The organism is Microcystis sp. BLCC-F209, assembly GCF_041928595.1.
Classification (GTDB): Bacteria; Cyanobacteriota; Cyanobacteriia; order Cyanobacteriales; family Microcystaceae; genus Microcystis.
In genome coordinates, this window is sequence record NZ_JBHFLL010000162.1 from 1 (window position 1) to 20,653 (window position 20,653).

A 20,653-nucleotide genomic window follows, 5' to 3' on the forward strand; every position below is an offset into this window, starting at 1 on the left:
AGGCTGTGGAAATTTGTCAAAAAGAAATGTTTATATGGTAAATATTATGAGAACTTTTCTGACTTTTCTTCAGCTATTTATGAATGTCTGAATGATGCCCATCTGAAACATAAAAAAGAACTGGATTCCTTGCTGACTCTAGGATTTCAGAAGTTTAATAAATCTCAGATTATGAACGTCTAAAGTATAAGTAGCTGTGGAGAAAAAATCGGCACAAGAGTTTTTTCAATCAGTAGATATTTTAAACCAGCTAACTGTTTACCAATAAGAAAGCTAATCCAAAGGTTAGTATCAATAATAACTTTAATCGGTGGCTTGTTGTCCATAAATTTCAGCCCTAACTTCCTCCACTTCTTCGGTAATTGTCTCTAGGGAAAGCTCATCAGTTTTAAAGGTTTCTAAAAGTTGGGTTAATTTTTGATTTAAAGTTTCTTTTTCGAGTTCTTTACTGAGTTTTATTTTGTCACTTTCTGGGAGTTGTTTAACCAAATCTAAAATCTGGTCAAAGTTTAAGGTTAGTTGGTAAGTTTTTTGGTTCATTTTCTCAAATTATTGTTTATTGATAAAGTTTAATTGCTCGCAGTGCATACTCAAAACAACGTTCCCGAATATCTATTTGTTTCTTCTATTCTTTTTGATAATTAACTTTTTGGGACATCTATTACTACTCTTTGCGAATTGTTTCTAGGTTTATCATTGTCATTGTTTAAATGCGCGACAGCTTATTCTCATTGCAGCAAATTACTAAAACAATTAAGCTAAAACTAATTCTAATTACTAATAAATTTTTCTCATTAATCTTCTCTTTCATAGTTCATATATCTAACCGACAGAAGCTAGGAGATTGATACCAATTCAGCAGTGGTGTCTTCTGAAATAAATTTTCGGAAGTCTAAGACTTCGATAAGAACTAGCATATCGTCATTAGAATAGTGCAAGATAACCTGTCCATTGTCTTCTGCATAACTGATAGGTTTATCCGATAACTCAATTAACAGGATATCAACATCTTTACTGTATTTAATCTTTTTCATATCTATTTGTCCTTCCAGGGTATAAAGTAATGATCAAGATAAAAGCACTAAATTCTCGACAAATAACTCGTAGAACTAAGTTTTCATTTAATCTCCTTTGAAAGATGACTTTGGATTCTGGCAATATTTCTATTTTATCAGGATTACAAATCGTAGCAATAATAAATTCTGGAGAAATATTTAGTTCGTGATTAGCAAGGATGTCGATTTTAAATTTCGCATGATCGCTAAATCGAATCTCTTTCATAATTCATAATTCATAATTTATCTATCGAGTTCTGTGAAAAGCTGATGTTTACATGAGCAAAATCCCTAAAATTAGACTTGATAAAAAACCTGAGATCGTTATATTCTACAGGTGACAAGCTTTTGCATGAGAGAGCCACGCCCCACGCACCAATTATATCATTAATTCTACCTGAATATCAAACACAGGAACTAGAAGCCTGTTCCGGATTACATTTGTTCTTGAAAAAGATTTTGAAATGGCTCCGTATTTTTCCAACGATAGGTATTAAAATCTCGATAATCAACGGAAAGAATTTGACCTGAACCTAATTCTTCTGCTAAAATAACCAAAGATGCGTCGGCTAAATCCATTGGCAAATCTCTATATTTTTGCATCAGTTCTTCAATGCGTTGGCAGTGCTTAGTTTTGAGGTTGAATACCTGTAGTTCTCCTGTGGAGATTTTATGAATAAGGGTTTTTGGGACATCTATTCCCACTCGTTTTTGTAGTAAGTAGCAAGTTTCAGTAACAACGCACCAGGTTGTAATAAATTGTTGATTGATGAATTTTTGGAATTGTTTTTTTGCCAATGGGTGAAGTGAGTCGTTTTTATTAGCAAGGACTAGCCAGAAACCAGTATCAACAATGATCATATTTTTGCTTAAGTTCACTTGTTAAATAGGTTTTATAGTTTTGCGAAAGGTCTGGTTCAGCTTCTATACAACCGATAAAGTCAGACCAATCTTCTGTTCGCTGCTCTTTCATTTCCTGTGGGTTGGGAGAATATCGTTTTTTGAGAATACCTACAAGTTCAAGAATAGTCTGTTGTGCGTCGAGGGGAAGGGACGCAATATCTTCTTGAATTGTTTCTAGGTTTATCATTGTCATTATCTCTTTATGGTTGATTGTATCAATTTTAAGATAAAAATCGAGTTCTGTGAAAAGCTGATGTTTACGGGAGCAAAACCCCTAAAATTAGACTTGACAAAAAACCTGAGATCGTTATATTCTACAGGTTAAAAGCTTTGAGAGAAGGATAACCAACCCCCACGCCCCACGCACCAATTATATCATTCATTCTGCCTGAATATCAAACAGGAACTAGAAACCTGTTACTAGGGAGAGATTACTGCGGGGGGGATATTCGGTAGCAGTTAAATAATCATAATAAAAACCACTCCAGACACAGTGGTGGCTCTTGTCGGGTGCGTTAGTGATAGCGTAACACACCAATTTTCTTAAGATGGTGCGTTACGGCGCGGTAATAGTTTAATTATTAACAAATCTCCTTTAAATACGCGCAAACACGCACCCTACAAGCTACTAACAAGGCTCATTTTGACTCGTTGATTAAGGGCAGTGGCAATTTTTTGTAGCATTATTAGGGGATTGTCTTGATAGTCAGCGTCTTCTAGATCTTCAATAACGGATTGCTCAACATGGATTAGGTCGGCTAGTTGTTGTTGAGTTAATCCAGCATTCATACGAGCGTCATAAATCAATTGTGCGATTTCTGAGTTGAGGGATTCTAGGGCAATTTGTTCTTTGATTGTGGGATCGTCTGCAATCATTTGGTGAATGATTTTTACGGCATCTGTGGTTTTAGGCATTGTTTATTTCTCCTTGATAAGTATGAAGTTCTGGATTTTGTTTAAATTGTGCTTTTCTTTGGATAATTCTCTCGATGTCTTGTGAGGGAACGGCGGAAGTTTTTTTGATAAGAGCATGACCAATAATTGCTATATTTTGACCATGATAAAAATAGAGGATTCGATATTGTATGGTTCCCTGTTTGGCTCTAAGCTCCCAGATATCATTTCTGAGATAATCGGCAGCAGGGCGGCGCAGTTCATGACCTTGTGCGGCAAGTTGTTCGATTTTGGTTATACATTTGGCAAATCCTTTTTTATCAGTTTTGAGTAATTTCTGAAGCCACTCAACAACGGGTGAGATGCCTTCTGCTTCTTGATAAAAGATGATTTTTGTCTTTGGCACGTTTCTTTTGAAATAGTATGCGATGAAAAATCAATAAATGTAATCAGGTGATGGTGATGGGTATCGAATTGCTGGATAGCTCATAACCTCGTTGAAAAGAATTATGCGATCGCCGCTTGTTTATCCCCTAAATTAAACTTAGAAATTCCGCGATAATAGACATCAACATCGTTAAGTATCGAGTTCTGTGAAAAGCAGATGTTTCCGTGAGCAAAACCCCTAAAATTAGACTTGATAAAAGACCTGAGATCTTTATATTCTACAGGTTACAAGCTTTTAAACGAGAGAAGGATTCCATGCCTCCCTTCCACTTTCCCTCCAATATATTTGTAATCTCAAATAATGCCGCCGGCAGGTGCGCATTAGGGGGTTCTCTAGGGGGTTCTCTAGGCGGAACTTCAATATTAGATGCCGCCGGCAGGTACACATTACGGGGTTCCCCAGGCCGAGGCGGAACTTGAAAATCAAGGGTTTGGTCTTCCCGCCGTTCCCGCCATTCCCGCCAGTACACCCATTGTCCTCCTTTTCTCCAGCCGACGCGATCGCCGAACTTATTCCACACTACCTCATTATAAGTAGTCGTGCCACCGAGACTCTCATAGATTTCTCTCTGAACACTGAAGCCGAATTTACCCTGACTAGCTGACAACCAAAGCTGGTCAATGATGCGTAAATCTTCACAAGAAAAGCTCCCAATATCTCCTGGGTAGAAATACCCGTTCCCGTTCCTTTTCCTCTTAGCAGCTTGAAGCATCGCCCTATTTGTTTCATAATCTGCTTCTTTCCATTCCCCTGCTGCTAGTAGGTCTCGCAGACGGGTATAATTCACTCCTGTTGACCTCGATATAAGAGTAGTTCCTGGCTTGAGGACAGGTGAAGAGTTCGGTTTTGGCGTTGGCACAGCAGCAATAGATGGGCTAGGTTTAGGAACAGGTGAGCCAGTCACAGGACGAGGTGAAGGGGTTGGTTTTGGCGTTTGTACAGCAGCAATAGAGGGGCTAGGTTTAGGAACAGGTGGGCTAGTCACAATAGGAGAGGTTGTTTCAGTTTTTTGATTAAAAGCAAATTCTCCTATTAAAGAGGATGAAGTCCAAGGAACTTGATAATCATTAGTATCTTTAGCAACATCAGAGCGTACTTTTCTCAGCATTAAATCTACTTCCATATTGGGAGTTTTAATATATTTCAATAAGTAGGAAGTAAATAATCCATTCCGTCCAGTACCATCACTAGCGACTTTTCCCGGTGCAGTGGCAAAAGCAATTAAAGTTCCTGATACCGCTTGTAATGGTGCTGTTAATCCCCTGCTAGACGACCGCCAAAATTTACGAAAAGGATTATCGCGACAAGCATCTAAAATCACAATATTAATTCGATTACCCGCATCTTCCATTCTGCCGAGTATTTTCCCCAAAGGCATTGACTCATACTCAACATCTTTTTCATATTTAATCTGAGCATTAACAGGAATAAGATAATTTTCTCCTTCTACCTCCATTCCATGACCTGCATAATAAAATAAACCGACATAACCTTGATTAATTCGAGTGGTAAACTGATCGAGAGCATCATCCATTTGTCGTTTAGAAGAATCCTTGAGCAAAATTACCTCAAAACCTAATTCCTTCAAAGCATTAGCCATATCTGTGGCATCATTAAGGGGAGTTTTTAGTTTTCCCACTGTGTAATTAGCATTACCAATAACTAACGCGATTCTTTGCTGCTGCTGTGTGTTTGGAAGATTTTGGGTAACAGCTTGATTGATGCCCTTAAATGGCAAAAATTTGTCTCTCTCAGGAGACATCCACATCGCAACACTTAGGATAGTTGTTGTGATGGTTAAATAACCCAGAAGTTTAAGACGAGAGATAGACATAATTTATTTTTTTGGCATAGTAAAGGCTTCTAATGTCATTTTTTGAGGCGAGTTAAAACTAATTTTATATAGTACATGAACCTTGTCTTTGATATTAAGTAGCTTTCGTAATTCTTCAGGTGTTAATACCCTATTTAAGTTGACTTTAGCCGACTGGGGAGGATTTTGTAACCTTAAAGCCGTGACAGGAACTCCAGGCCAAGTTTTAACATAACCTCGGATACGAGAAGGAAGAGGTTCACCCTCAATCCAGACATCTCCTTGAAATTCTATCGATTTAACTTGATTCAGAGGAACCGTTTCTGAATCACCCCCCGCCGACAGTCTCAAACTTGCCTGATTAAAAGCTGTTAACCGTCCCGTCAGAGGATTTCCCCGCTTGAGTACCACCGTCGCCTTATCCGGTACAGCCACCTCTAACGCCGTTTCCTGACTGCGGACAGAACCCTGAAGCCATTCTAACCGCCGATCGCTTGCTACTCCCAGCAACAGCAAAGAGAAAATACTCCCCCGCAAAATAGCTTTCATCATCCGACTTAACCCCTCAATATCGAAATAAATAAGAGATGATAGAATTTTAACATCTCCTTTTTCACTTCAACCATCCCAAGCAGTTTGTCATGACTGATCCCGACAATTCCTCAGAATTTAATCCTCTCGGTAAACTAATTAGTGTATTGGTTTTATTAGCCGCTGCTCTTTACTTTACTGGCTGGATTTATCGCTGGGCATACTTTAGCTTTTTTCATCTCGAAGTTACGACTCTGAGTCTTCCTAACGAATCCTTTTATTTTGCCGCTTTTCAAACATTTTTTGGAGACCTTTGGGCAATTCCTAGAAAAATCCTATTTTTATTGGTGATTATAGGTGCTACTGTCATCACCTTTGCTGGGCAAAGATGGCTAATAAAATATCTGAAAAGATTACCGATTGCTTTGAGTAAATCTCAAGCTAAGATCGTTAATTTTTTATCATCCCTATTGAATGAATTTATTATCGTTATTTTTGTACTGATGGCTCTTTTTTGGCTGGCAACCTGGCAAGCAAAAGATGATGCTTGGAAAGATGCTGTTAATGAAACCTCCGCTTTACCGATTGTCACGATTGTTATGCCTCAAGATGCCAGTTTAGGACGAAAATTTAATAATCCCTTAGAAAGTCGTTCCACAAAAACTAACTTACCTAATTTTAGAATTATCGGCGATCTTCAATCCTACAAACGTTTATTAGATAACGAACTTAACGATATTAGTAACCCTGATAAACCGAGAATTTGGCGACTGTTGCTCAAAGGCAATGGTTATTCCTATATTTTCCCAGCGTTACCAAAAAAAGAAGCTAAATTAACCTTTCCGGTTGTCATGGTTTATGAAAGAGATAATGGTGTTCAATTGACAATTCTTAATTCTTCCCTCTCCCAACCCTAGCATCTAAAACATAGAATGTATTCTATGTTAGTCGAGGGCCTAACGGACGATAAACTAAATAGCATAGCGACTTTTTTCGGAAGTATCAAAGTGAGCAAGCGTAATTTTTTTTGCGAGGATAATAAAGTGTAGGGTGCGTGTTTGCGGTTACAAATCCGGTCAAAAAACTAAAATTAACAATCCACGCACCGATTATATCATTTTTGGTTTGTGGTGGACGTTGTAGAATAGAGAAAACCTACTACGCTGATAGATACCATGCCCTCTCCTGCTATTACCACGATCATCAAGATGGTTGAGTCTCTGCCTGATGAGCTTCAAGAGCAGTTAGTAGATTATGTTCGAGCTTATATTGCAGAAATTGAAGAAGAAAAACGATGGGATCAGTCGTTTAAACAGACGAAGAATAATCTAGTCGCAGCAGCCCGAAAAGCCAAAGAAGAGATTGCAGCAGGCTTGTCCACGCCGATGGATTATGAGCAGCTATGAATTCCGCGACATTGCCCTCATTTTGGCAGAAGTATCGCGACTTGAAACCAGCAGTCAAAGCCGGAGCCAGGAAAGCATATCGGTGATGGGTAGAGAATCCGTTTCATCCGTCGTTAAATTTTAAGTGTATTGACAGCGACGAAGATATTTGGTCAGTGCGTGTAACGAAGAGTCATCGAGCTTTGGGGGTGCTGTCAGGGGATACAGTGACCTGGTTTTGGATTGGCGATCATGATGAGTACGAAAAGTTTTATTCGTAAAACAGAGGAACTACAAGCCTATTCCACTCGAACTTTAAAAACCCCCTTGCCACTCTCCTATACTTTTTAAACAGGATTTAGTATCACTCCCTCATAATGACATTCGATAAACTAGATGGCATAGCGACTTTTTTCGGAAGTATCAAAGTGAGCAAGCGTAATTTTTTTGGCGAAGATAGAAGTTTTTCGAGGCAAAAAAACAGAACGTTGCCGGAAATATTCGCTAAAATATTGACGGTAGAGAGGACAACTGACTCGGCAAAACTTACCTTGTCGGTGAATTAGTCCGAGACTTTCTAGGTGAAAAGCCGCCATTAAATCAATTTCTATGTCTTTTTCCGCCATCACCACCTTAGCAAAGATAGCCGCTAAATTGCCCTTTAAGTATTGCAGATGCCAAAGTAAACGTTTAAGATGGCCTGCAAAAATATTATTTTCCTCGCCGATAGAAGTAGCCAAAATGCTTTCTAGGGTACAATTACCCCGAGCAAGATGATAGCAAGCAAGACGAATTAAATAGGGATTACCCCCTAGAAATATCCGTAGTTTTTCGCAGTCAAAATTCTGATCTAATCCCTGTATTTGACTTAATTCTCGTACTTGTGCGCTGGTAAAATTAGGCAATTCGATCGGTAAACCAAGACTAAAAGGAGATTGATAGATATCTGAGGTTTTATCAAGCTCCTGTGCAGGGGAATAGGCAACAATTAAACGTAATTTTTGCCAGAGAGGTTTGTTTTTGCCTTCCTCGTGCCAGAGGTGCAGAATACTAAAAAATTCTTCCCTTAGCTGTGGATAGGGTAAAAGATATTCAAGATCATCAAAGGCAAGCACTAAAGGGCGATCAAGATGGGAGAGAATATGCTTTTCCAGATAGATTTTACAGTTAATTTTACCCCCTAAGAAGTCATCCCAATCCTGTGGGAGATGATTGTCTAAATCTAACTGGCGACTAATACTAACACAAAGCCAACGCAGCCAGTGATTTAAATCTTGAAAAATTGAGCTTTCTGCTAACCGAAAACTGAAATAAAGTGTATGGTATTGCTGTTGTTGTGCATGATTAATAATTCTGGTTATCAGGGAAGTTTTTCCCATTTTTCTGGCCGCATTAATCCGGATCAGACTACCCCCGCGCAAGATCTCTTGATAACAAGTCTGTTCTAGATTGTTTCTGTGAATATAAAAGGGGGAATCGAGGGGGACTTGTCCCTCTGGTAACTCAGGCAATAGTTGAGGATTAATAGTATTAGTTTCTGGTAAGTTAGGACGATAATAATCGCTATTTTCTAAAGTTAAATTAAAAGCTTGAAAACAATGTTTCAGGGTTTGTTTATCCACTCCTGATTCACAAGCAAATACCTTCATCAGAGTATCTACCCCTAAAAGAGTTTTCTCGCTGAGGACTTCTAGGGTGAAGCGATGACCGCAATTATCCCGATATTCCGCTTCTTGTTTGGCAGTAAGTAATTTTTCTAGTCCCGTGGTGGTGAGGATAACCCCGCGTCTGCGGCGCTGTTTTTCCGGTTTTTCCATGATATTTTTTCCCTGTCCTGAACCCAAACTCTGCACCTCTAGAGGTTTTGAGTTTCCTATAGACTTCTCCTCAACAGGGAAACAATCAATTCCGTAATTTTACTGGTTTAGCCATCAAAAAGCTAGGAAAAATAACCAGACCACTTATTTTCTTCCCCGTCCGAGTTATTTCTGGGATGGGGGTAAATCTTAGCCTACTTGCTGACGATAGCTATTCATTTCTAGGCTATCTTCCCCATAAAGATCCTCAATGTGTTCATGACAACAATCGATCGCAAATTGCTCAAATTCTCCCGGTTCAATTTGATACATTTTGGCAAAAATATCGGGTTGAACACGACAAAATTCTGGTCTCTGGTCATAAATCGTACAGAGACGGGTTTGGCGATCAAAGTGTATACACCAACCTTCTTCCCCAACCATGCTGAGATATTGACTTAATTGTGCGGGAGTCAGATATTCTTCTAAGTCAGGACGCTCATCGGGATTTAGTTGACAACAAGCTCCACAATTTTTAATACATTTCCAATTGGCCATATAACCGGTGTGCCGCGATGAATTAATCCTAGTACCTACTGACTAGCTTACTAGCAAATAGTCGCAATTTTGCCTTCCCGCAGCAATTCCCCTCAATAGTTTTAATCTAACCCAGCGATCGGGAGTGAAAGCTTGACGAGGCAAGAATCTAATAAAATGGGCGTTGTAAGGGTCGAACTTACGGCATCCTGCTTGTAAGGCAGGCGCTCTACCACTGAGCTAAACGCCCGAATCAATTTCGCACTTTCTCAGTATAACACATATTTTCAAAAAAGTATATTATTTTTTTGAGCGAGTTAATTTTTTTCCGATGCCCTCTGGTCGAACTCACGATCGCATTACCCTAATTCTGTTGCTACCGATTGCGGGGGCGAGTTTTTTGGTCAGTGGCAGTGGTAACTTAACCTTGTTACTGTTGGCCAGTTATTTGTTTAGCGGATTTCTGTTTGGACCGGATCTTGACATCCACTCGGTACAGTACAAACGTTGGGGTTATCTGCGCTGGTTGTGGCTACCCTATCGTTCCATGATCCGTCATCGCGGTTGGTTATCCCACGGTTTATTGATCGGCACAATTTTTCGGTTATTTTATCTTGGTAGTTTTCTTTTACTAGCGGCGATCGTGATCATTCCGATCCTGCAAAGTTTCTGGGGTATAGACTGGGATTGGCGACTGTGGCCGCAGCAAGCGATCACTTGGTTGCAACAGTATCCCCGGGTAGCGATCGCTATTTTCCTAGGTTTAGAATTAGGGGCGATGAGTCATAGTTGTAGTGATTGGATCGGATCGGCCTATAAACGTTCTCGAAAAGTTACTCAAAAACCGGTAAAAAAGAAAAAACGTTAATAGTCCCCCTCCACAATTTCTAATTAGCCTTACTTTGATATTCTTGCCAAGTTTTCGGACTGATAAAGAGAGTTCCTTTTTCTTGCTGATCGGGAAACTGGATATAATTTTTCTCTAAATAATCCTTGAGTTTTGGTGATTGCAGAAATTGCTTTTCAAATCGATAGAGAAAAACCAAATCGGGCTGTCTTTTTTCGATAACTTCTAGGATAAAATCCCCATCGAGATTCTGATTGATAAATCTCTTTCTGGTGATGACGGCAGTTTCTGGGGGTGTTTTCAAGAAATATTGATATATGTAGTGAGGATTATCGGTTAACAGAAGTTTATCGGAGTTTTTAAATTTTTCAAACACAGCTTCTGCCAAAAGAGGTTTATACCTTTTATTAAATTGAACGTAGGCATTAATTGCAGGATCACGATTGGTGATTATTCTCAAGGTATTAAAGAGAAATTGGCCAGACAGTGGTAGAAAAATCAGCATTTTGAGAACTAATTCCCGGGTTATTTTTCGATTTTGCCTAAATTCACCGAGACTATCACTAATTTTTAACTGTTCGACAAACAAGGCAATTATCCAAACGGCGGGAATAATTAAGTGGATATAATAATGAGGCCAAATTGGGGCGACTGTAGCAAATCTGAACAGATTAGAACCTAACCAGACCAACGGCGGTAAAAGTGGTATTATGTTGCGGGTAAAAACCATCGCTATAATAGCGATCGCTGTCACGATTATATAAATTGGTTCGTACTGTAGGACGCTTTGTAAGAGAGTCCATAAGGTGAGATTTTCTTGAGCGAAACTAGCGGCAACACTGACATGAGATTTAATAATATTTTCGTAGGAAAAAGGAAAAATAGTCAGGGAACCCAAGACAAAGACTAAAACAACAGCGACTGACCAAATAACAATATCAATGATTCTTTTAATAAAACTATTTTGTTGATTGAGAAAAATAATTAAAGCTACAGTTGGGATAATAGTAATGCCCGAAAGTTTAATTTGCAGGGAAAAAACAAAAGCCATGGCACTGAGTAAATAGAGTCCATACTTAAGCTTACCCGTGGATTGAAGGGCTTTAAAGATGATAAAAATACTTAAGATTGTAAAAAAAAGTGAGGGTAACTCCCGCAACATTGTCGTTGAAAGGGTAATATACACTAGACAGGTTGAGAGAATAAATACCGATAAACAAGAGGCCAATATTCCGCAATTAACTCTCAGAATTAGATAAAAAATTCCTAACATAATTGTGGACAAAGAAAGCACCATAATGCGCGCCGCATGGATAGTAAATCCTGTCAAGCTTAACCAACTATTTAGTAAAAGAGATAAACCCGATAAATGATCGTGCCAAACTTGTTCGTAGAGACGATAACCTTGTTTAGTGACGTAGGCAAGTACCAGGGCCACCGCTTCATCAAAATTAAGGATATAGGGATAATGAAGCGGGACTTTCCAGAAAACGATCCCCAGGAAAAAAACAGCAATGGCAATTAATGCCATTAAATCAAAACGATCAGATTTCTTATTCATAACTTTTTCTGGACAAGAATTGCTGCGTATCTTATCACAGATCGAGACATTAGTTATGGGTTAGAAAAGATAGCAAGATTACTTTTCGGAACTACGCCCTAAATCTTTAGATCTATGATAGGCCGCCACTACTGCCTCGATAATAGTCGATCGAAAAGAGCCTTTTTCCAATTGTCTCACCCCGGCAATCGTGGTTCCTCCGGGGCTAGTGACGCGATCCTTTAATTCCCCCGGATGTATGGCCGATTCTTTTAATAGGGTTGCCGTCCCCAAAACCGTTTCTAGGGCCAATTGAGACGCGATCGATCGCGGTAATCCGGCCGCCACACCACCATCACTTAAAGCTTCCACCATTAGGGCCACAAATGCTGGGCCCGATCCCGATAATCCCGTTACCGCGTCCATCAAAGCCTCGGGAACTTCCACCACCGAACCGACCGCGGCAAAAATATCTCTGGCTACGGCCAGATGTTCCGGTTCCGCATGACGACCGGCTGCGATTGCCGTAACCCCTTGTCCCACCGTGGCGGGGGTATTGGGCATCGTCCGGATGACGGGGCGATCGGGAAAGCCCATTTCTAAGCGATTGAGGGTAACTCCTGCTAAAATCGAGATAATTAGGGGTTTTTCCGGTATTCCCAGCAAGCTATTCACTACTTGCTCTAAAATTTGCGGTTTTACCGCTAAGATTAACACCTCAGTTGCTCTGGCGGCTTCCCGGTTATCCTCACTGACTTGCACTCCGTAGGTATTAACCCAAAAGTTGCGCCGTTGGGGTTGGGGTTCACTGACTAACACCGTTTCCGGACTATAAATATTTTTTTTTAATAAACGGCTGAGAATGGCCTCGGCCATCACTCCACCGCCAATAATTCCTAAACGAATAGACACAGTATTATTGAAAGTAAAAAGTAAAAAAGAGTGAATCCTCTCGAGAATCGATCGATTTCTAGCTTCGACAAACTTGACGAGAGGACTATGGGAGGATTCATTGAGCTAATCGACTGCTTTCGACTCCCCAAGCAGGTGTGGAGGAAACGGGACGAGCTATTTTCGGGTTATCGGTGATATCGTGAATAGTTCCGGAAAGGGTGCTAACTTTAACGCAGCTGGGGGTAAATAGGAAAATACTCTCACCGATGCGTTCTTGATGACCATCAATCGCATAAGTGCCACCGGCGACAAAATCCACGGCTCTTTGTGCTTCTTCGGGATCCATGACGTTGAGGTTTAAAACCACCGATTTGCGTTCTCTCAGGGTTTGGATAACTTGGGGCATTTCCTCGAAGGAATGGGGCTCGATCACGACCACTTCTGCATTATTGTTGTTAATACCTGGCATACCGATCACGTTGCTTCTGTTGAGTCCCATAGATGTGGATGTACTGAGATTTAAAGGTTCGCGTTGACGACGATTGAGGGGATCTTCTTCTTCGTTTTGACCCCTATCTTGGGGGGAAGACTTTTCCCAGTTCATTTCTTCGTAGTCGGTTTCGTCTTCGTCTTCCGGTTGTTCGGAGATACCGACAAAATCTTTGAGTTTGGTAAAAATGTTGTTCACAGTCTAAGTGTCCTTCAAAAGATTTTTTTGGGTGGTCTTGGCCAGAGTCGGGGTTGTTTTAGTTACCCTTAACAATTTTGGCTCTCACTTGGTACAGGAGAACTGTTTTGTTAAGGGGGCATCCATCTAGTGGATGGAACTAAATTTTTCCTTCTAGTCGTCTGGGGGCAGCGGTTAGTTCCCTCTTTTCAGTTATCAATTATCAGTTATCAGTTATCAGGGGATAGTTTTTAGGGATTGGGAAAAAGTCAATTCCTCATTTCTAACCAGCAACTTCTAGACTAGACGCTGTAATTCTAAGATATATTGTCACCAATTATTAAAATTTCTAGAGGTTTTTTCTGTAAATTTACGCAGATGGTTCAGTAAATGCGATCACCAAAGATGCCAGTTCCCACCCGGATCAAAGTGGCTCCGGCCTTGATTGCCAGAGGATAATCGTTAGACATCCCCATGGATAGATGCGGCAGGCATAAACTAGAGCTATTCTCGATTATTTGGGCTAAATCGCCAGTTTTTTCAAAGGCGGCTAACTTTTCCCCGTCGGATAATCCTTGGGGCAGAATTGTCATCAAACCCTGAATTTTTAGCTGTTTACAGTTGACTAAAGCGGGAATATCTGCTATGAGTTCGTCCGTGTCCCAACCGAACTTATCGGGATCGGGGACAACTTTCACCTGTAGCAAAACTTGGGGATTAATCTCTAATTCTGAGGCCAGGCGATCGAGTCTTTGGGCTAATTTTAAACTATCGAGGGAATGGATTAAATCAAAAGATTCTAGAACTTTGCGGGCTTTATTTGCCTGTAGATGCCCGATAAAGTGCCAAGAAATATCTGGCAGGTCTTTTAGTTCTTGCTGCTTCGAGATTGCTTCCTGTAGCTTACTTTCGGCAAAATCTCTCACTCCTGCCCGGTAAGCTTGACGGATATAATCACTCGATACCTGTTTACTGACGGCAATCAGGCGCGCGGAGGGGGGTAGGGTAAGACGGATTGACTCGATGCGACTAGCGATCGTCATGAACTAGACTGAAAAGGTTTGTTGATAAGTTTGGTTGAGACTGTTAAATTCTTGCACATTACTGCCCCGGCGCAAATTCCGCAGCCGGTTTTCCACTAAAAGACGAGCATCGGAACGACTAATCGGATCGAACGAGACTTTTTTCGGACCCACCGTCACCAGAAAAAAAAGACGTTGGGCATAAAGAGTGGTAAATAATTCCTGATGTTCTTCTAATAGACAGACTCTGTATAGTAGACCGAAAGTGGGATGATTGAGATAGGTTTCGTTACTCATTCAAGCGATCGCTAAAGGAAAAGGATGGAGCGAACTAAAAAATTTTTCAACGAAAAAATCAAGCGGATGGCTCAAAAACAATTGATTTTTCGGGGGTTTCCCTAGTCTAATTTTACCAGAATCCTTCAATGACAACTAACGATGCCAGTCTATGTCATGATTTCCTGAGTTTTCACTTTTTCCCTGTTAACGTGGATACATCTCGGTGACAACTTGTCACCATCAGAAATTAGCTCTGCTGCAAAAATCAAAGATTTTCCGTTAGGTGAGGAGACTCCGAGACTCGGAGACACGAGGAGGAAAAAGACAAGAGACAACTACAATACCCATAAAAGCTAAGATTATCTCAAATTTATCTGGTTTTTTAGATATTTTGACCCGATAGCGGCGATCAGTGCCGTGAAAACTCACATCTGATAACTGATCACTGATAACTGATCACTGAATCGCTGATCAAATGCCCTAAGCTTGTATTAAGCCTTTTTTAACTTCAAATTCCTTTAACCTCAATCAATATGGATTTTTCTAGTCTTGTTGCCAGTCAGCTAAACGCCGGCGCTATCTGGCCCGAAGGAATCCTGATTATCACCCTGATGGTGATTTTAATCGGCGATTTGATCTTGGGACGGAGTGCCAGAAGTTGGCTGCCCTACGCGGCGATCGCTGGTCTGCTCGCTGCTGTGGTTGCTCTCTATTTTGCCTGGGACAATCCGAAACCAGTGGCCTTTTTAGGGGCTTTTGAGGGCGATAATCTCAGTATCGTCTTTAGGGCGATTATTGCTCTTTCTACCGCCTCCACAGTGCTGATGTCTATCCGTTATGTGGAACAAGCGGGAACCTCCCTAGCGGAATTTTTAGCCATTATGCTCACCGCGACCCTCGGGGGAATGTTCCTATCTGGCGCTAGTGAATTGGTGATGATCTTCATCTCCCTAGAAATGCTCAGTATTTCCTCCTATCTAATGACCGGTTACATGAAGCGGGATCCTCGATCGAACGAGGCCGCCTTAAAATACCTGTTAATTGGAGCTTCTAGTTCGGCGATTTTCCTCTATGGTGTTTCCCTTCTCTACGGTTTATCCGGAGGTGAAACCAGTTTAAGTGCCATTGCCCAAAAATTAACCGCTGTTAACGGTGGTCAGTCCTTGGCCTTAGCGATCGCATTAGTGTTTGTGATTGCCGGTATCGCCTTCAAAATTTCGGCGGTTCCCTTTCACCAATGGACCCCTGATGTGTACGAAGGTTCACCCACTCCCGTGGTGGCTTTCCTCTCGGTGGGTTCCAAAGCGGCCGGTTTTGCCCTAGCAATTCGCCTCTTAGTGACGGTTTTCGGTCTAGTCAGCGAACAATGGCGGTTTATCTTTATCGCCCTAGCAATTTTGAGTATGATCCTCGGCAACGTGGTCGCCTTGGCCCAAACTAGCATGAAACGGATGTTAGCCTATTCCTCGATCGGTCAGGCGGGTTTTGTCATGATTGGTTTAACCGCCGGTACTGACGCGGGTTACTCTAGCATGATTTTCTATCTGTTAATTTACCTGTTCATGAACCTAGGGGCTTTTGCCTGTGTGATTCTCTTTGCTCTGAGAACCGGAACCGATCAGATCGCTGAGTATTCGGGACTCTACCAGAAAGATCCGCTACTAACCCTCTGTTTAAGCATCTGTCTCCTCTCTTTGGGGGGAATTCCACCTCTAGCGGGCTTCTTTGGTAAGATTTATCTATTCTGGGCCGGTTGGCAAGCGGGACTTTATGCCCTCGTCCTCGTTGGTTTAGTCACCAGTGTGGCCTCGATTTACTACTATATCCGTGTGGTCAAAATGATGGTGGTCAAGGAACCCCAAGAGATGTCCGATGCGGTGAAAAATTACCCCGTTATCAATTGGACTCTTACCGGGATGCGTCCCCTACAGGTGGGTATTGTCCTCTCCCTAGTGGCGACTTCCCTAGCTGGTATCCTTTCCAATCCTCTCTTTACCCTAGCGACGGATTCCGTCACCACTACCCCCATCCTACAATCGGCGGCCCTGGCGACGCACATTTCCCGGGCGAATTGAGAATCCCTGTTGATTTATCCTAGCTATTCTAGTCCTGTCTTAAGGTTGGGATAAATCAACCACCTTATACCAAATCCGTTGGCTCTCTTCGGTTTGGTGGGTAAAATGTATTCTAAGATACAGTCCTGCGGGCGAGCGAGTGGAAGGAACCACAGAGGCACAGAGGACACAAAGATTGATCCCTTCTATAGTAAGTTAAACTGATCACACAAAGAATAAGAGAGCCATCGGTTTTTAATAATGTGATTAACTCTCATCTTGTTCTAAAATAGAGGCTAAAATATCTGGAGTTAATCCGTTAGCTTCTGCTTCATCACTAGCTTGATCCATAACTGTTGATAATCTCGCCGCTGCTTTTTGACGATATTTTTCTAATTCTAATTGAATAGTTTCAGTTAATTTGTTTTCTATGTTTGCTCGGTCATTGGGTTTAATTTTAGCGTAATATCTAGCAATTTCTAAAGGAACTTGAATAGTGATTTCTGTCTTGCTATTCATGGTAATTGATTGTTCTTTTTACTTTTAACAGACCTCTATTGTAGCACGAAATCACCATACTCATTGAATTTGACCCTATTGATGTAAAAGTTGCCATTGGATCAAAAAAATCAATGAATAGGGCTTGCTGAAAAAGTACGGGCGAAGCATTCGGATAGAAAATCTACGGTTTCACCGATAGGTTATTGCCCGAATGCTTCGCCCCTACAGGACGCGGGCCGATGAAGACGCAAGGTTTTGAACCACGATTCTCTCAAAATCTTGCACCTGTGAGAGCAAAACAGGACACTAAAACCCTTACCTCGTCTATATTTCACATTTATTCAGCAAACCCTAAATAGAAACATGGACTAAAAATAAACCCCCCTCAACTGGCTAATTGAAGGGGCATTTATGGTATTTTTATAAGCAATTTAGCCAACTTTTGTGGTTTCTTTTTCGGCTGATTTGGATGGCTTTAGTTTGCGTTTGAGGGTTGAACCTACTCCCAGAGTAACGAGAACTCCAAGACCAAAGAGGGAGGCGGGTTCAGGTACTTGTTGTGCTGTTTGTGCTATCCCAAAAGTTACGGGGAAAGATACTGAAGCAAATACACTTACTAATGTACTGGCGCCGACTTCAGCAGAAACATTCTGAGAAGCAATTCCATACAATGGACCAGTGAGACCCGTGGACGAGTCCACAAACGCTAAAAAAGCTTGGTTACTCCCATCAGCATTAGCTGTATTAAAGGTTAACGTTGAAGATGTGGCATTAACCAAAAATTGCCCTGTTCCGAAAACACCAGAAGTGTTCGCAGCATCTAAAGTAAAAGGATTACTATTAACCGTCAAGATAAGGTTAACGTTGGTAAAGGGATTGGGAGTACCATTCTGGATAGTATAGCTACCTATTGGCACATCTACGGTTCCCACTAAAGAAGCGTTATTATCTGATTCACTCCAACTGCGGTTAACGGTATAGGTAATAGCCTTTGCTGCCACAGGAGTGAGCATAGCAGCGAGAGAGGTTGCGCCAGCTAAAGCTAGGGTGGGAATTAATCGGTTTTTAATCATCTTGATTGAGCAAACGGGTGAATAGAGGCAACTATCGTCTTCCTCGCAGCTTGGTCAAGCAACAGCCTAAGCCAAGACAACAGGCAGACGGAAGAAACAATACACATTCCCCCCCCCCACAAATGTATCAAAAACTACAATTTAATAATTCTTTATATTCTTCTCCCCGACTAGGGACTGATACTAAATCCGTTGAGTATAGGCTACATATCAGGACAGGCAAAAGGGGGAATAGATAATCAGTGTTTAATAACCGGATTTAGTATTAAGACTTTTTCTAAGCTTAACCTGCTTTTTGCCTTACTCAAATTGGCCAAGTAAAAGACTCATTTCGTTAACAACATTCTCACTTGCCTTTAACGCTTCTTTTCTAATTGCTTGAATTTCGGTCATACTTTTTGCTATTCTCTGCTGTTCAGATTGGGGTGGAATAGGCACTAAAACTTTTGACAAATCATCTACTAAAATAGTAGGAATGGCATGACCTGTCATGTACCTTTTAACCTGACGCAAAAAAAAGTCTGTTCGCATATATACTAATAAAAACAAAGGCTCGACTCCCTGAATATTTCTTAATACTGAAAATCCATTTGAGCAAATTGCCCCCTCTTCATCTTCTGTGATTAGGGCTGTTGCTTGGCGTGGTGTTCCTGTACTTGCTCCTGAAATTGCTGTAATAATATCGCCTTTGTACAATCTATAAGTTGCGCGAGATGGGGCCTCGTGTGCCTTAATTATTTGTTGGGAAACAACTTGCATTGTACGATAATCAACATCGGAAATAGCGATATATCTAATTTCACTGTCCCTAGCTAAACGAAAATCAGCCGCCTCTCTCAAAATATCGGCAATTTCACCTAAAGGTTTCGCCCCAATAGATTTTAGATGTTCTAATAATTTTTGGTCATTGGGTAAATAATGTTCGGCATCCAGTCTCGAATTGAGCAGGGTATTCTTAACTGTATAAATACAATCGCTGTTTTGTGCAAATTCCCCATTGATAAATGACCTAAAAGAGTGAGAAATATCATCTATATCATCGTCAACTATTGGCAAACCTGATTTTTTTCGGGCTATAACTCCCGACTTGTTGCGCTTATATATTGTTTGTCCTTTAACGTCATAGCCTATTTTTTTGATTTGTGCCATAAAACAAGAATCATTGTTTGCTGGTAATTTTTGAACCACCAAAAGTGATGTCTTGATTCCAGTGCCGTAGGGTACAAAGGCTTCCGGCGGTATGGAAACAACACCTAATATTTTTGTTTGGGAGCGCAACCAATGGCGAATCGGTCCATTAGAGATATTTTGTAATAAACCATCGGGCAGAATAATCGCCATGCGTCCACCTGCCCGCAATAATTTTATAGATTTCTCAATAAATAAAATATCGGGCGACTGACCCGCTAAAACGGTTGGGGAAACTTCCCAACCATTGGACGCTGATTTATGCCATTTCCGGGCAAGAATATATGATTGAAGAATTTTCTGGTCTTCTACTTTGCCTTTATTTCCGAAAGGAGGATTTGTCAAGATAACATCAAAAGAATTATTTAATTTTTCATCTTCGATAAGCGCATTAGTGCAGATAATTTCTGAACCTGTGCCACCTTCAAAAACTAAACGAATCATTCCCGAAAGGGCGACATCAGGATTAAATTCAATTCCTGTAATACTTTCTTGCACAAAACTTGCTATATCGAACTCTGGGTTATTTTGTCGAACATGGTTGATTGCTTGAATTAAAAAACCACCACTTCCGCAAGCAGGATCTATAATTTTTTCGTTTGGTTTGGGGTCTATCATTTCAACCGCAAGGCGGACAATTGGGTGAGGGGTAAAAAATTCTCCCCTATCTCCACGCTGGTGTCTATTTACAAAAGTCTGAAAGGCTTCCCCTTTTATATCGCCAGATGTTTTAGTTAAATTAATGTACTGTAACCTGCCTACAATATAAGCAAGAGTCAAAGGTTTTAACTTGAATGTGTCATCGGTGAAAAATCCCCGATAATGATTCTTGATTGAGGTAAATAATTGACTGAGACGCGACATAAATTCATCGGACTTATTTGCTACGATGGCTTTATATTCACTTGCTGTAACGCCAAAATTTACAGATTGCTTGGCAGATTTTTCGTCATGAAGTTTGATGATGATTAGTTTAACCATCTCGTGAAAAATCTTGTCTTTGAGCATTCCTTCGTTGGCGTAAATATAATTATGGCACTCTTCAAAAACTGCGGAAAGATTGTTAGAAGGTCGTAATTCCTGAATTTGCGGGAGTTTTTCAGGTAACAGGCTGTCTTCGGAAAATAACAATCCTTGCTCTTTCATTTACTGCGCTTGATTTGAACGTTTCTGGTTGCGGGTTGTTGAATAGATAGAATATTTTTAGCCTTGACTGCATTCCCAGC

General features: G+C 40.8%; 24 protein-coding genes, 1 tRNA gene and 1 pseudogene. 5 read left to right on the plus strand and 21 right to left on the minus strand.

Annotation, left to right across the window (positions count from 1 at the left end):
* Window positions 1-183: pseudogene (locus ACE1AQ_RS09855) on the plus strand (IS630 family transposase); the annotation flags it as partial.
* Here the strand turns inward: ACE1AQ_RS09855 and ACE1AQ_RS09860 are convergent.
* The 10 genes from ACE1AQ_RS09860 to ACE1AQ_RS09905 all read right to left on the minus strand — a co-directional run bounded on the left by ACE1AQ_RS09860 (window position 180) and on the right by ACE1AQ_RS09905 (window position 5,665).
* A complete protein-coding gene (locus ACE1AQ_RS09860) occupies window positions 180-326 on the minus strand; it encodes a putative toxin-antitoxin system toxin component, PIN family (protein WP_008198101.1) in 147 nt (48 codons plus the stop codon). The pseudogene ACE1AQ_RS09855 and the gene ACE1AQ_RS09860 sit on opposite strands and share 4 nt — an antisense overlap.
* Complete coding sequence (vap15, locus tag ACE1AQ_RS09865; protein WP_002762933.1) at window positions 304-540, minus strand: type II toxin-antitoxin system VapB15 family antitoxin; 237 nt, start codon at window positions 538-540, stop codon at window positions 304-306. The genes ACE1AQ_RS09860 and vap15 overlap by 23 nt, the downstream gene beginning before the upstream one ends.
* A gap of 296 nt (window positions 541-836) precedes the next feature.
* Window positions 837-1,034: a DUF2283 domain-containing protein gene (locus ACE1AQ_RS09870; RefSeq protein WP_008198105.1), complete on the minus strand. Its 198-nt coding sequence runs from the start codon at window positions 1,032-1,034 to the stop codon at window positions 837-839.
* Entirely contained in the window at window positions 1,021-1,281 is a 261-nt protein-coding gene (locus ACE1AQ_RS09875; protein ID WP_008198107.1) for a DUF4258 domain-containing protein, read from the minus strand. The genes ACE1AQ_RS09870 and ACE1AQ_RS09875 overlap by 14 nt, the downstream gene beginning before the upstream one ends.
* A 209-nt stretch (window positions 1,282-1,490) precedes the next feature.
* On the minus strand, window positions 1,491-1,916 hold the full coding sequence (locus ACE1AQ_RS09880; RefSeq protein ID WP_008198109.1) for a type II toxin-antitoxin system VapC family toxin: 426 nt from the start codon (window positions 1,914-1,916) through the stop codon (window positions 1,491-1,493).
* Window positions 1,903-2,145: a hypothetical protein gene (locus ACE1AQ_RS09885; protein WP_106908423.1), complete on the minus strand. Its 243-nt coding sequence runs from the start codon at window positions 2,143-2,145 to the stop codon at window positions 1,903-1,905. Before ACE1AQ_RS09885 ends, ACE1AQ_RS09880 begins: the two co-directional genes overlap by 14 nt.
* 431 nt (window positions 2,146-2,576) lie before the next feature.
* The gene (locus tag ACE1AQ_RS09890; protein ID WP_002731911.1) at window positions 2,577-2,873 is read right to left on the minus strand and encodes a helix-turn-helix domain-containing protein; all 297 of its coding nucleotides are present in this window, start codon (window positions 2,871-2,873) and stop codon (window positions 2,577-2,579) included.
* Window positions 2,866-3,258 carry a type II toxin-antitoxin system RelE/ParE family toxin gene (locus ACE1AQ_RS09895; RefSeq protein WP_002775262.1) on the minus strand — a complete coding sequence of 131 codons (393 nt, stop codon included), beginning with the start codon at window positions 3,256-3,258 and terminating at the stop codon, window positions 2,866-2,868. The genes ACE1AQ_RS09890 and ACE1AQ_RS09895 overlap by 8 nt, the downstream gene beginning before the upstream one ends.
* A gap of 259 nt (window positions 3,259-3,517) precedes the next feature.
* Window positions 3,518-5,134, minus strand: coding sequence for a caspase family protein (locus ACE1AQ_RS09900; RefSeq protein WP_253257729.1), 1,617 nt, complete (start codon window positions 5,132-5,134; stop codon window positions 3,518-3,520).
* A 3-nt stretch (window positions 5,135-5,137) separates the two neighbouring features.
* Window positions 5,138-5,665, minus strand: coding sequence for a hypothetical protein (locus ACE1AQ_RS09905; RefSeq protein WP_108935822.1), 528 nt, complete (start codon window positions 5,663-5,665; stop codon window positions 5,138-5,140).
* A gap of 89 nt (window positions 5,666-5,754) precedes the next feature.
* Between ACE1AQ_RS09905 and ACE1AQ_RS09910 the strand changes: the two genes are divergently transcribed.
* The gene (locus ACE1AQ_RS09910; RefSeq protein ID WP_110544995.1) at window positions 5,755-6,561 is read left to right on the plus strand and encodes a hypothetical protein; all 807 of its coding nucleotides are present in this window, start codon (window positions 5,755-5,757) and stop codon (window positions 6,559-6,561) included.
* A gap of 258 nt (window positions 6,562-6,819) precedes the next feature.
* Window positions 6,820-7,050 carry a hypothetical protein gene (locus tag ACE1AQ_RS09915; RefSeq protein ID WP_008198130.1) on the plus strand — a complete coding sequence of 77 codons (231 nt, stop codon included), beginning with the start codon at window positions 6,820-6,822 and terminating at the stop codon, window positions 7,048-7,050.
* A 371-nt stretch (window positions 7,051-7,421) separates the two neighbouring features.
* Here ACE1AQ_RS09915 and ACE1AQ_RS09920 read toward each other — a convergent pair whose 3' ends face one another.
* From ACE1AQ_RS09920 to ACE1AQ_RS09930, 3 genes are all read right to left on the minus strand, one after another.
* Window positions 7,422-8,846, minus strand: a complete 1,425-nt coding sequence (locus ACE1AQ_RS09920; RefSeq protein WP_110544997.1) for an AAA-like domain-containing protein — start codon at window positions 8,844-8,846, stop codon at window positions 7,422-7,424.
* A gap of 189 nt (window positions 8,847-9,035) precedes the next feature.
* Window positions 9,036-9,383: a YkgJ family cysteine cluster protein gene (locus tag ACE1AQ_RS09925; RefSeq protein ID WP_002800396.1), complete on the minus strand. Its 348-nt coding sequence runs from the start codon at window positions 9,381-9,383 to the stop codon at window positions 9,036-9,038.
* Window positions 9,384-9,540: 157 nt separating this feature from the next.
* Window positions 9,541-9,612 (minus strand) — tRNA-Val (locus tag ACE1AQ_RS09930).
* A gap of 81 nt (window positions 9,613-9,693) precedes the next feature.
* Between ACE1AQ_RS09930 and ACE1AQ_RS09935 the strand changes: the two genes are divergently transcribed.
* Complete coding sequence (locus tag ACE1AQ_RS09935) at window positions 9,694-10,230, plus strand: metal-binding protein (RefSeq protein WP_106908427.1); 537 nt, start codon at window positions 9,694-9,696, stop codon at window positions 10,228-10,230.
* Between the two features lie 19 nt (window positions 10,231-10,249).
* Here ACE1AQ_RS09935 and ACE1AQ_RS09940 read toward each other — a convergent pair whose 3' ends face one another.
* From ACE1AQ_RS09940 to pipX, 5 genes are all read right to left on the minus strand, one after another.
* Entirely contained in the window at window positions 10,250-11,770 is a 1,521-nt protein-coding gene (locus ACE1AQ_RS09940; RefSeq protein ID WP_110544999.1) for a glycosyltransferase family 39 protein, read from the minus strand.
* Between the two features lie 78 nt (window positions 11,771-11,848).
* On the minus strand, window positions 11,849-12,661 hold the full coding sequence (gene proC / locus ACE1AQ_RS09945; protein ID WP_008198142.1) for a pyrroline-5-carboxylate reductase: 813 nt from the start codon (window positions 12,659-12,661) through the stop codon (window positions 11,849-11,851).
* Between the two features lie 97 nt (window positions 12,662-12,758).
* Complete coding sequence (locus ACE1AQ_RS09950) at window positions 12,759-13,331, minus strand: cell division protein SepF (protein WP_110545001.1); 573 nt, start codon at window positions 13,329-13,331, stop codon at window positions 12,759-12,761.
* A 362-nt stretch (window positions 13,332-13,693) separates the two neighbouring features.
* Window positions 13,694-14,353, minus strand: coding sequence for a YggS family pyridoxal phosphate-dependent enzyme (locus ACE1AQ_RS09955; protein WP_008198147.1), 660 nt, complete (start codon window positions 14,351-14,353; stop codon window positions 13,694-13,696).
* Window positions 14,354-14,356: 3 nt separating this feature from the next.
* Window positions 14,357-14,629 (minus strand): transcriptional coactivator PipX, encoded by a 273-nt coding sequence (gene pipX, locus ACE1AQ_RS09960; protein WP_008198149.1) that lies wholly within the window; start codon window positions 14,627-14,629, stop codon window positions 14,357-14,359.
* A 515-nt stretch (window positions 14,630-15,144) separates the two neighbouring features.
* Here pipX and ACE1AQ_RS09965 point away from each other — a divergent pair.
* Entirely contained in the window at window positions 15,145-16,686 is a 1,542-nt protein-coding gene (locus tag ACE1AQ_RS09965; RefSeq protein ID WP_110545003.1) for an NAD(P)H-quinone oxidoreductase subunit N, read from the plus strand.
* 246 nt (window positions 16,687-16,932) lie between these two features.
* On the opposite strand, the gene ACE1AQ_RS09970 is transcribed toward ACE1AQ_RS09965, so the two are convergent.
* The 3 genes from ACE1AQ_RS09970 to ACE1AQ_RS09980 all read right to left on the minus strand — a co-directional run bounded on the left by ACE1AQ_RS09970 (window position 16,933) and on the right by ACE1AQ_RS09980 (window position 20,573).
* Entirely contained in the window at window positions 16,933-17,184 is a 252-nt protein-coding gene (locus ACE1AQ_RS09970) for a hypothetical protein (RefSeq protein ID WP_008198153.1), read from the minus strand.
* A gap of 413 nt (window positions 17,185-17,597) precedes the next feature.
* A complete protein-coding gene (locus tag ACE1AQ_RS09975) occupies window positions 17,598-18,239 on the minus strand; it encodes a PEP-CTERM sorting domain-containing protein (protein ID WP_110545005.1) in 642 nt (213 codons plus the stop codon).
* A 300-nt stretch (window positions 18,240-18,539) separates the two neighbouring features.
* Window positions 18,540-20,573: an N-6 DNA methylase gene (locus ACE1AQ_RS09980; protein WP_110545007.1), complete on the minus strand. Its 2,034-nt coding sequence runs from the start codon at window positions 20,571-20,573 to the stop codon at window positions 18,540-18,542.
* Window positions 20,574-20,653 lie beyond the last annotated feature (80 nt).

Bases quoted from the DNA above. Each gene is read 5' to 3' on its own strand.
- ACE1AQ_RS09860 (WP_008198101.1), bottom strand. From the start codon at position 326: ATGGACAACAAGCCACCGATTAAAGTTATTATTGATACTAACCTTTGG.
- vap15 (WP_002762933.1), bottom strand. From the start codon at position 540: ATGAACCAAAAAACTTACCAACTAACCTTAAACTTTGACCAGATTTTA.
- ACE1AQ_RS09870 (WP_008198105.1), bottom strand. From the start codon at position 1,034: ATGAAAAAGATTAAATACAGTAAAGATGTTGATATCCTGTTAATTGAG.
- ACE1AQ_RS09875 (WP_008198107.1), bottom strand. From the start codon at position 1,281: ATGAAAGAGATTCGATTTAGCGATCATGCGAAATTTAAAATCGACATC.
- ACE1AQ_RS09880 (WP_008198109.1), bottom strand. From the start codon at position 1,916: ATGATCATTGTTGATACTGGTTTCTGGCTAGTCCTTGCTAATAAAAAC.
- ACE1AQ_RS09885 (WP_106908423.1), bottom strand. From the start codon at position 2,145: ATGATAAACCTAGAAACAATTCAAGAAGATATTGCGTCCCTTCCCCTC.
- ACE1AQ_RS09890 (WP_002731911.1), bottom strand. From the start codon at position 2,873: ATGCCTAAAACCACAGATGCCGTAAAAATCATTCACCAAATGATTGCA.
- ACE1AQ_RS09900 (WP_253257729.1), bottom strand. From the start codon at position 5,134: ATGTCTATCTCTCGTCTTAAACTTCTGGGTTATTTAACCATCACAACA.
- ACE1AQ_RS09905 (WP_108935822.1), bottom strand. From the start codon at position 5,665: ATGATGAAAGCTATTTTGCGGGGGAGTATTTTCTCTTTGCTGTTGCTG.
- ACE1AQ_RS09910 (WP_110544995.1), top strand. From the start codon at position 5,755: ATGACTGATCCCGACAATTCCTCAGAATTTAATCCTCTCGGTAAACTA.
- ACE1AQ_RS09915 (WP_008198130.1), top strand. From the start codon at position 6,820: ATGCCCTCTCCTGCTATTACCACGATCATCAAGATGGTTGAGTCTCTG.
- ACE1AQ_RS09920 (WP_110544997.1), bottom strand. From the start codon at position 8,846: ATGGAAAAACCGGAAAAACAGCGCCGCAGACGCGGGGTTATCCTCACC.
- ACE1AQ_RS09925 (WP_002800396.1), bottom strand. From the start codon at position 9,383: ATGGCCAATTGGAAATGTATTAAAAATTGTGGAGCTTGTTGTCAACTA.
- ACE1AQ_RS09935 (WP_106908427.1), top strand. From the start codon at position 9,694: ATGCCCTCTGGTCGAACTCACGATCGCATTACCCTAATTCTGTTGCTA.
- ACE1AQ_RS09940 (WP_110544999.1), bottom strand. From the start codon at position 11,770: ATGAATAAGAAATCTGATCGTTTTGATTTAATGGCATTAATTGCCATT.
- ACE1AQ_RS09955 (WP_008198147.1), bottom strand. From the start codon at position 14,353: ATGACGATCGCTAGTCGCATCGAGTCAATCCGTCTTACCCTACCCCCC.
- pipX (WP_008198149.1), bottom strand. From the start codon at position 14,629: ATGAGTAACGAAACCTATCTCAATCATCCCACTTTCGGTCTACTATAC.
- ACE1AQ_RS09965 (WP_110545003.1), top strand. From the start codon at position 15,145: ATGGATTTTTCTAGTCTTGTTGCCAGTCAGCTAAACGCCGGCGCTATC.
- ACE1AQ_RS09970 (WP_008198153.1), bottom strand. From the start codon at position 17,184: ATGAATAGCAAGACAGAAATCACTATTCAAGTTCCTTTAGAAATTGCT.
- ACE1AQ_RS09975 (WP_110545005.1), bottom strand. From the start codon at position 18,239: ATGATTAAAAACCGATTAATTCCCACCCTAGCTTTAGCTGGCGCAACC.
- ACE1AQ_RS09980 (WP_110545007.1), bottom strand. From the start codon at position 20,573: ATGAAAGAGCAAGGATTGTTATTTTCCGAAGACAGCCTGTTACCTGAA.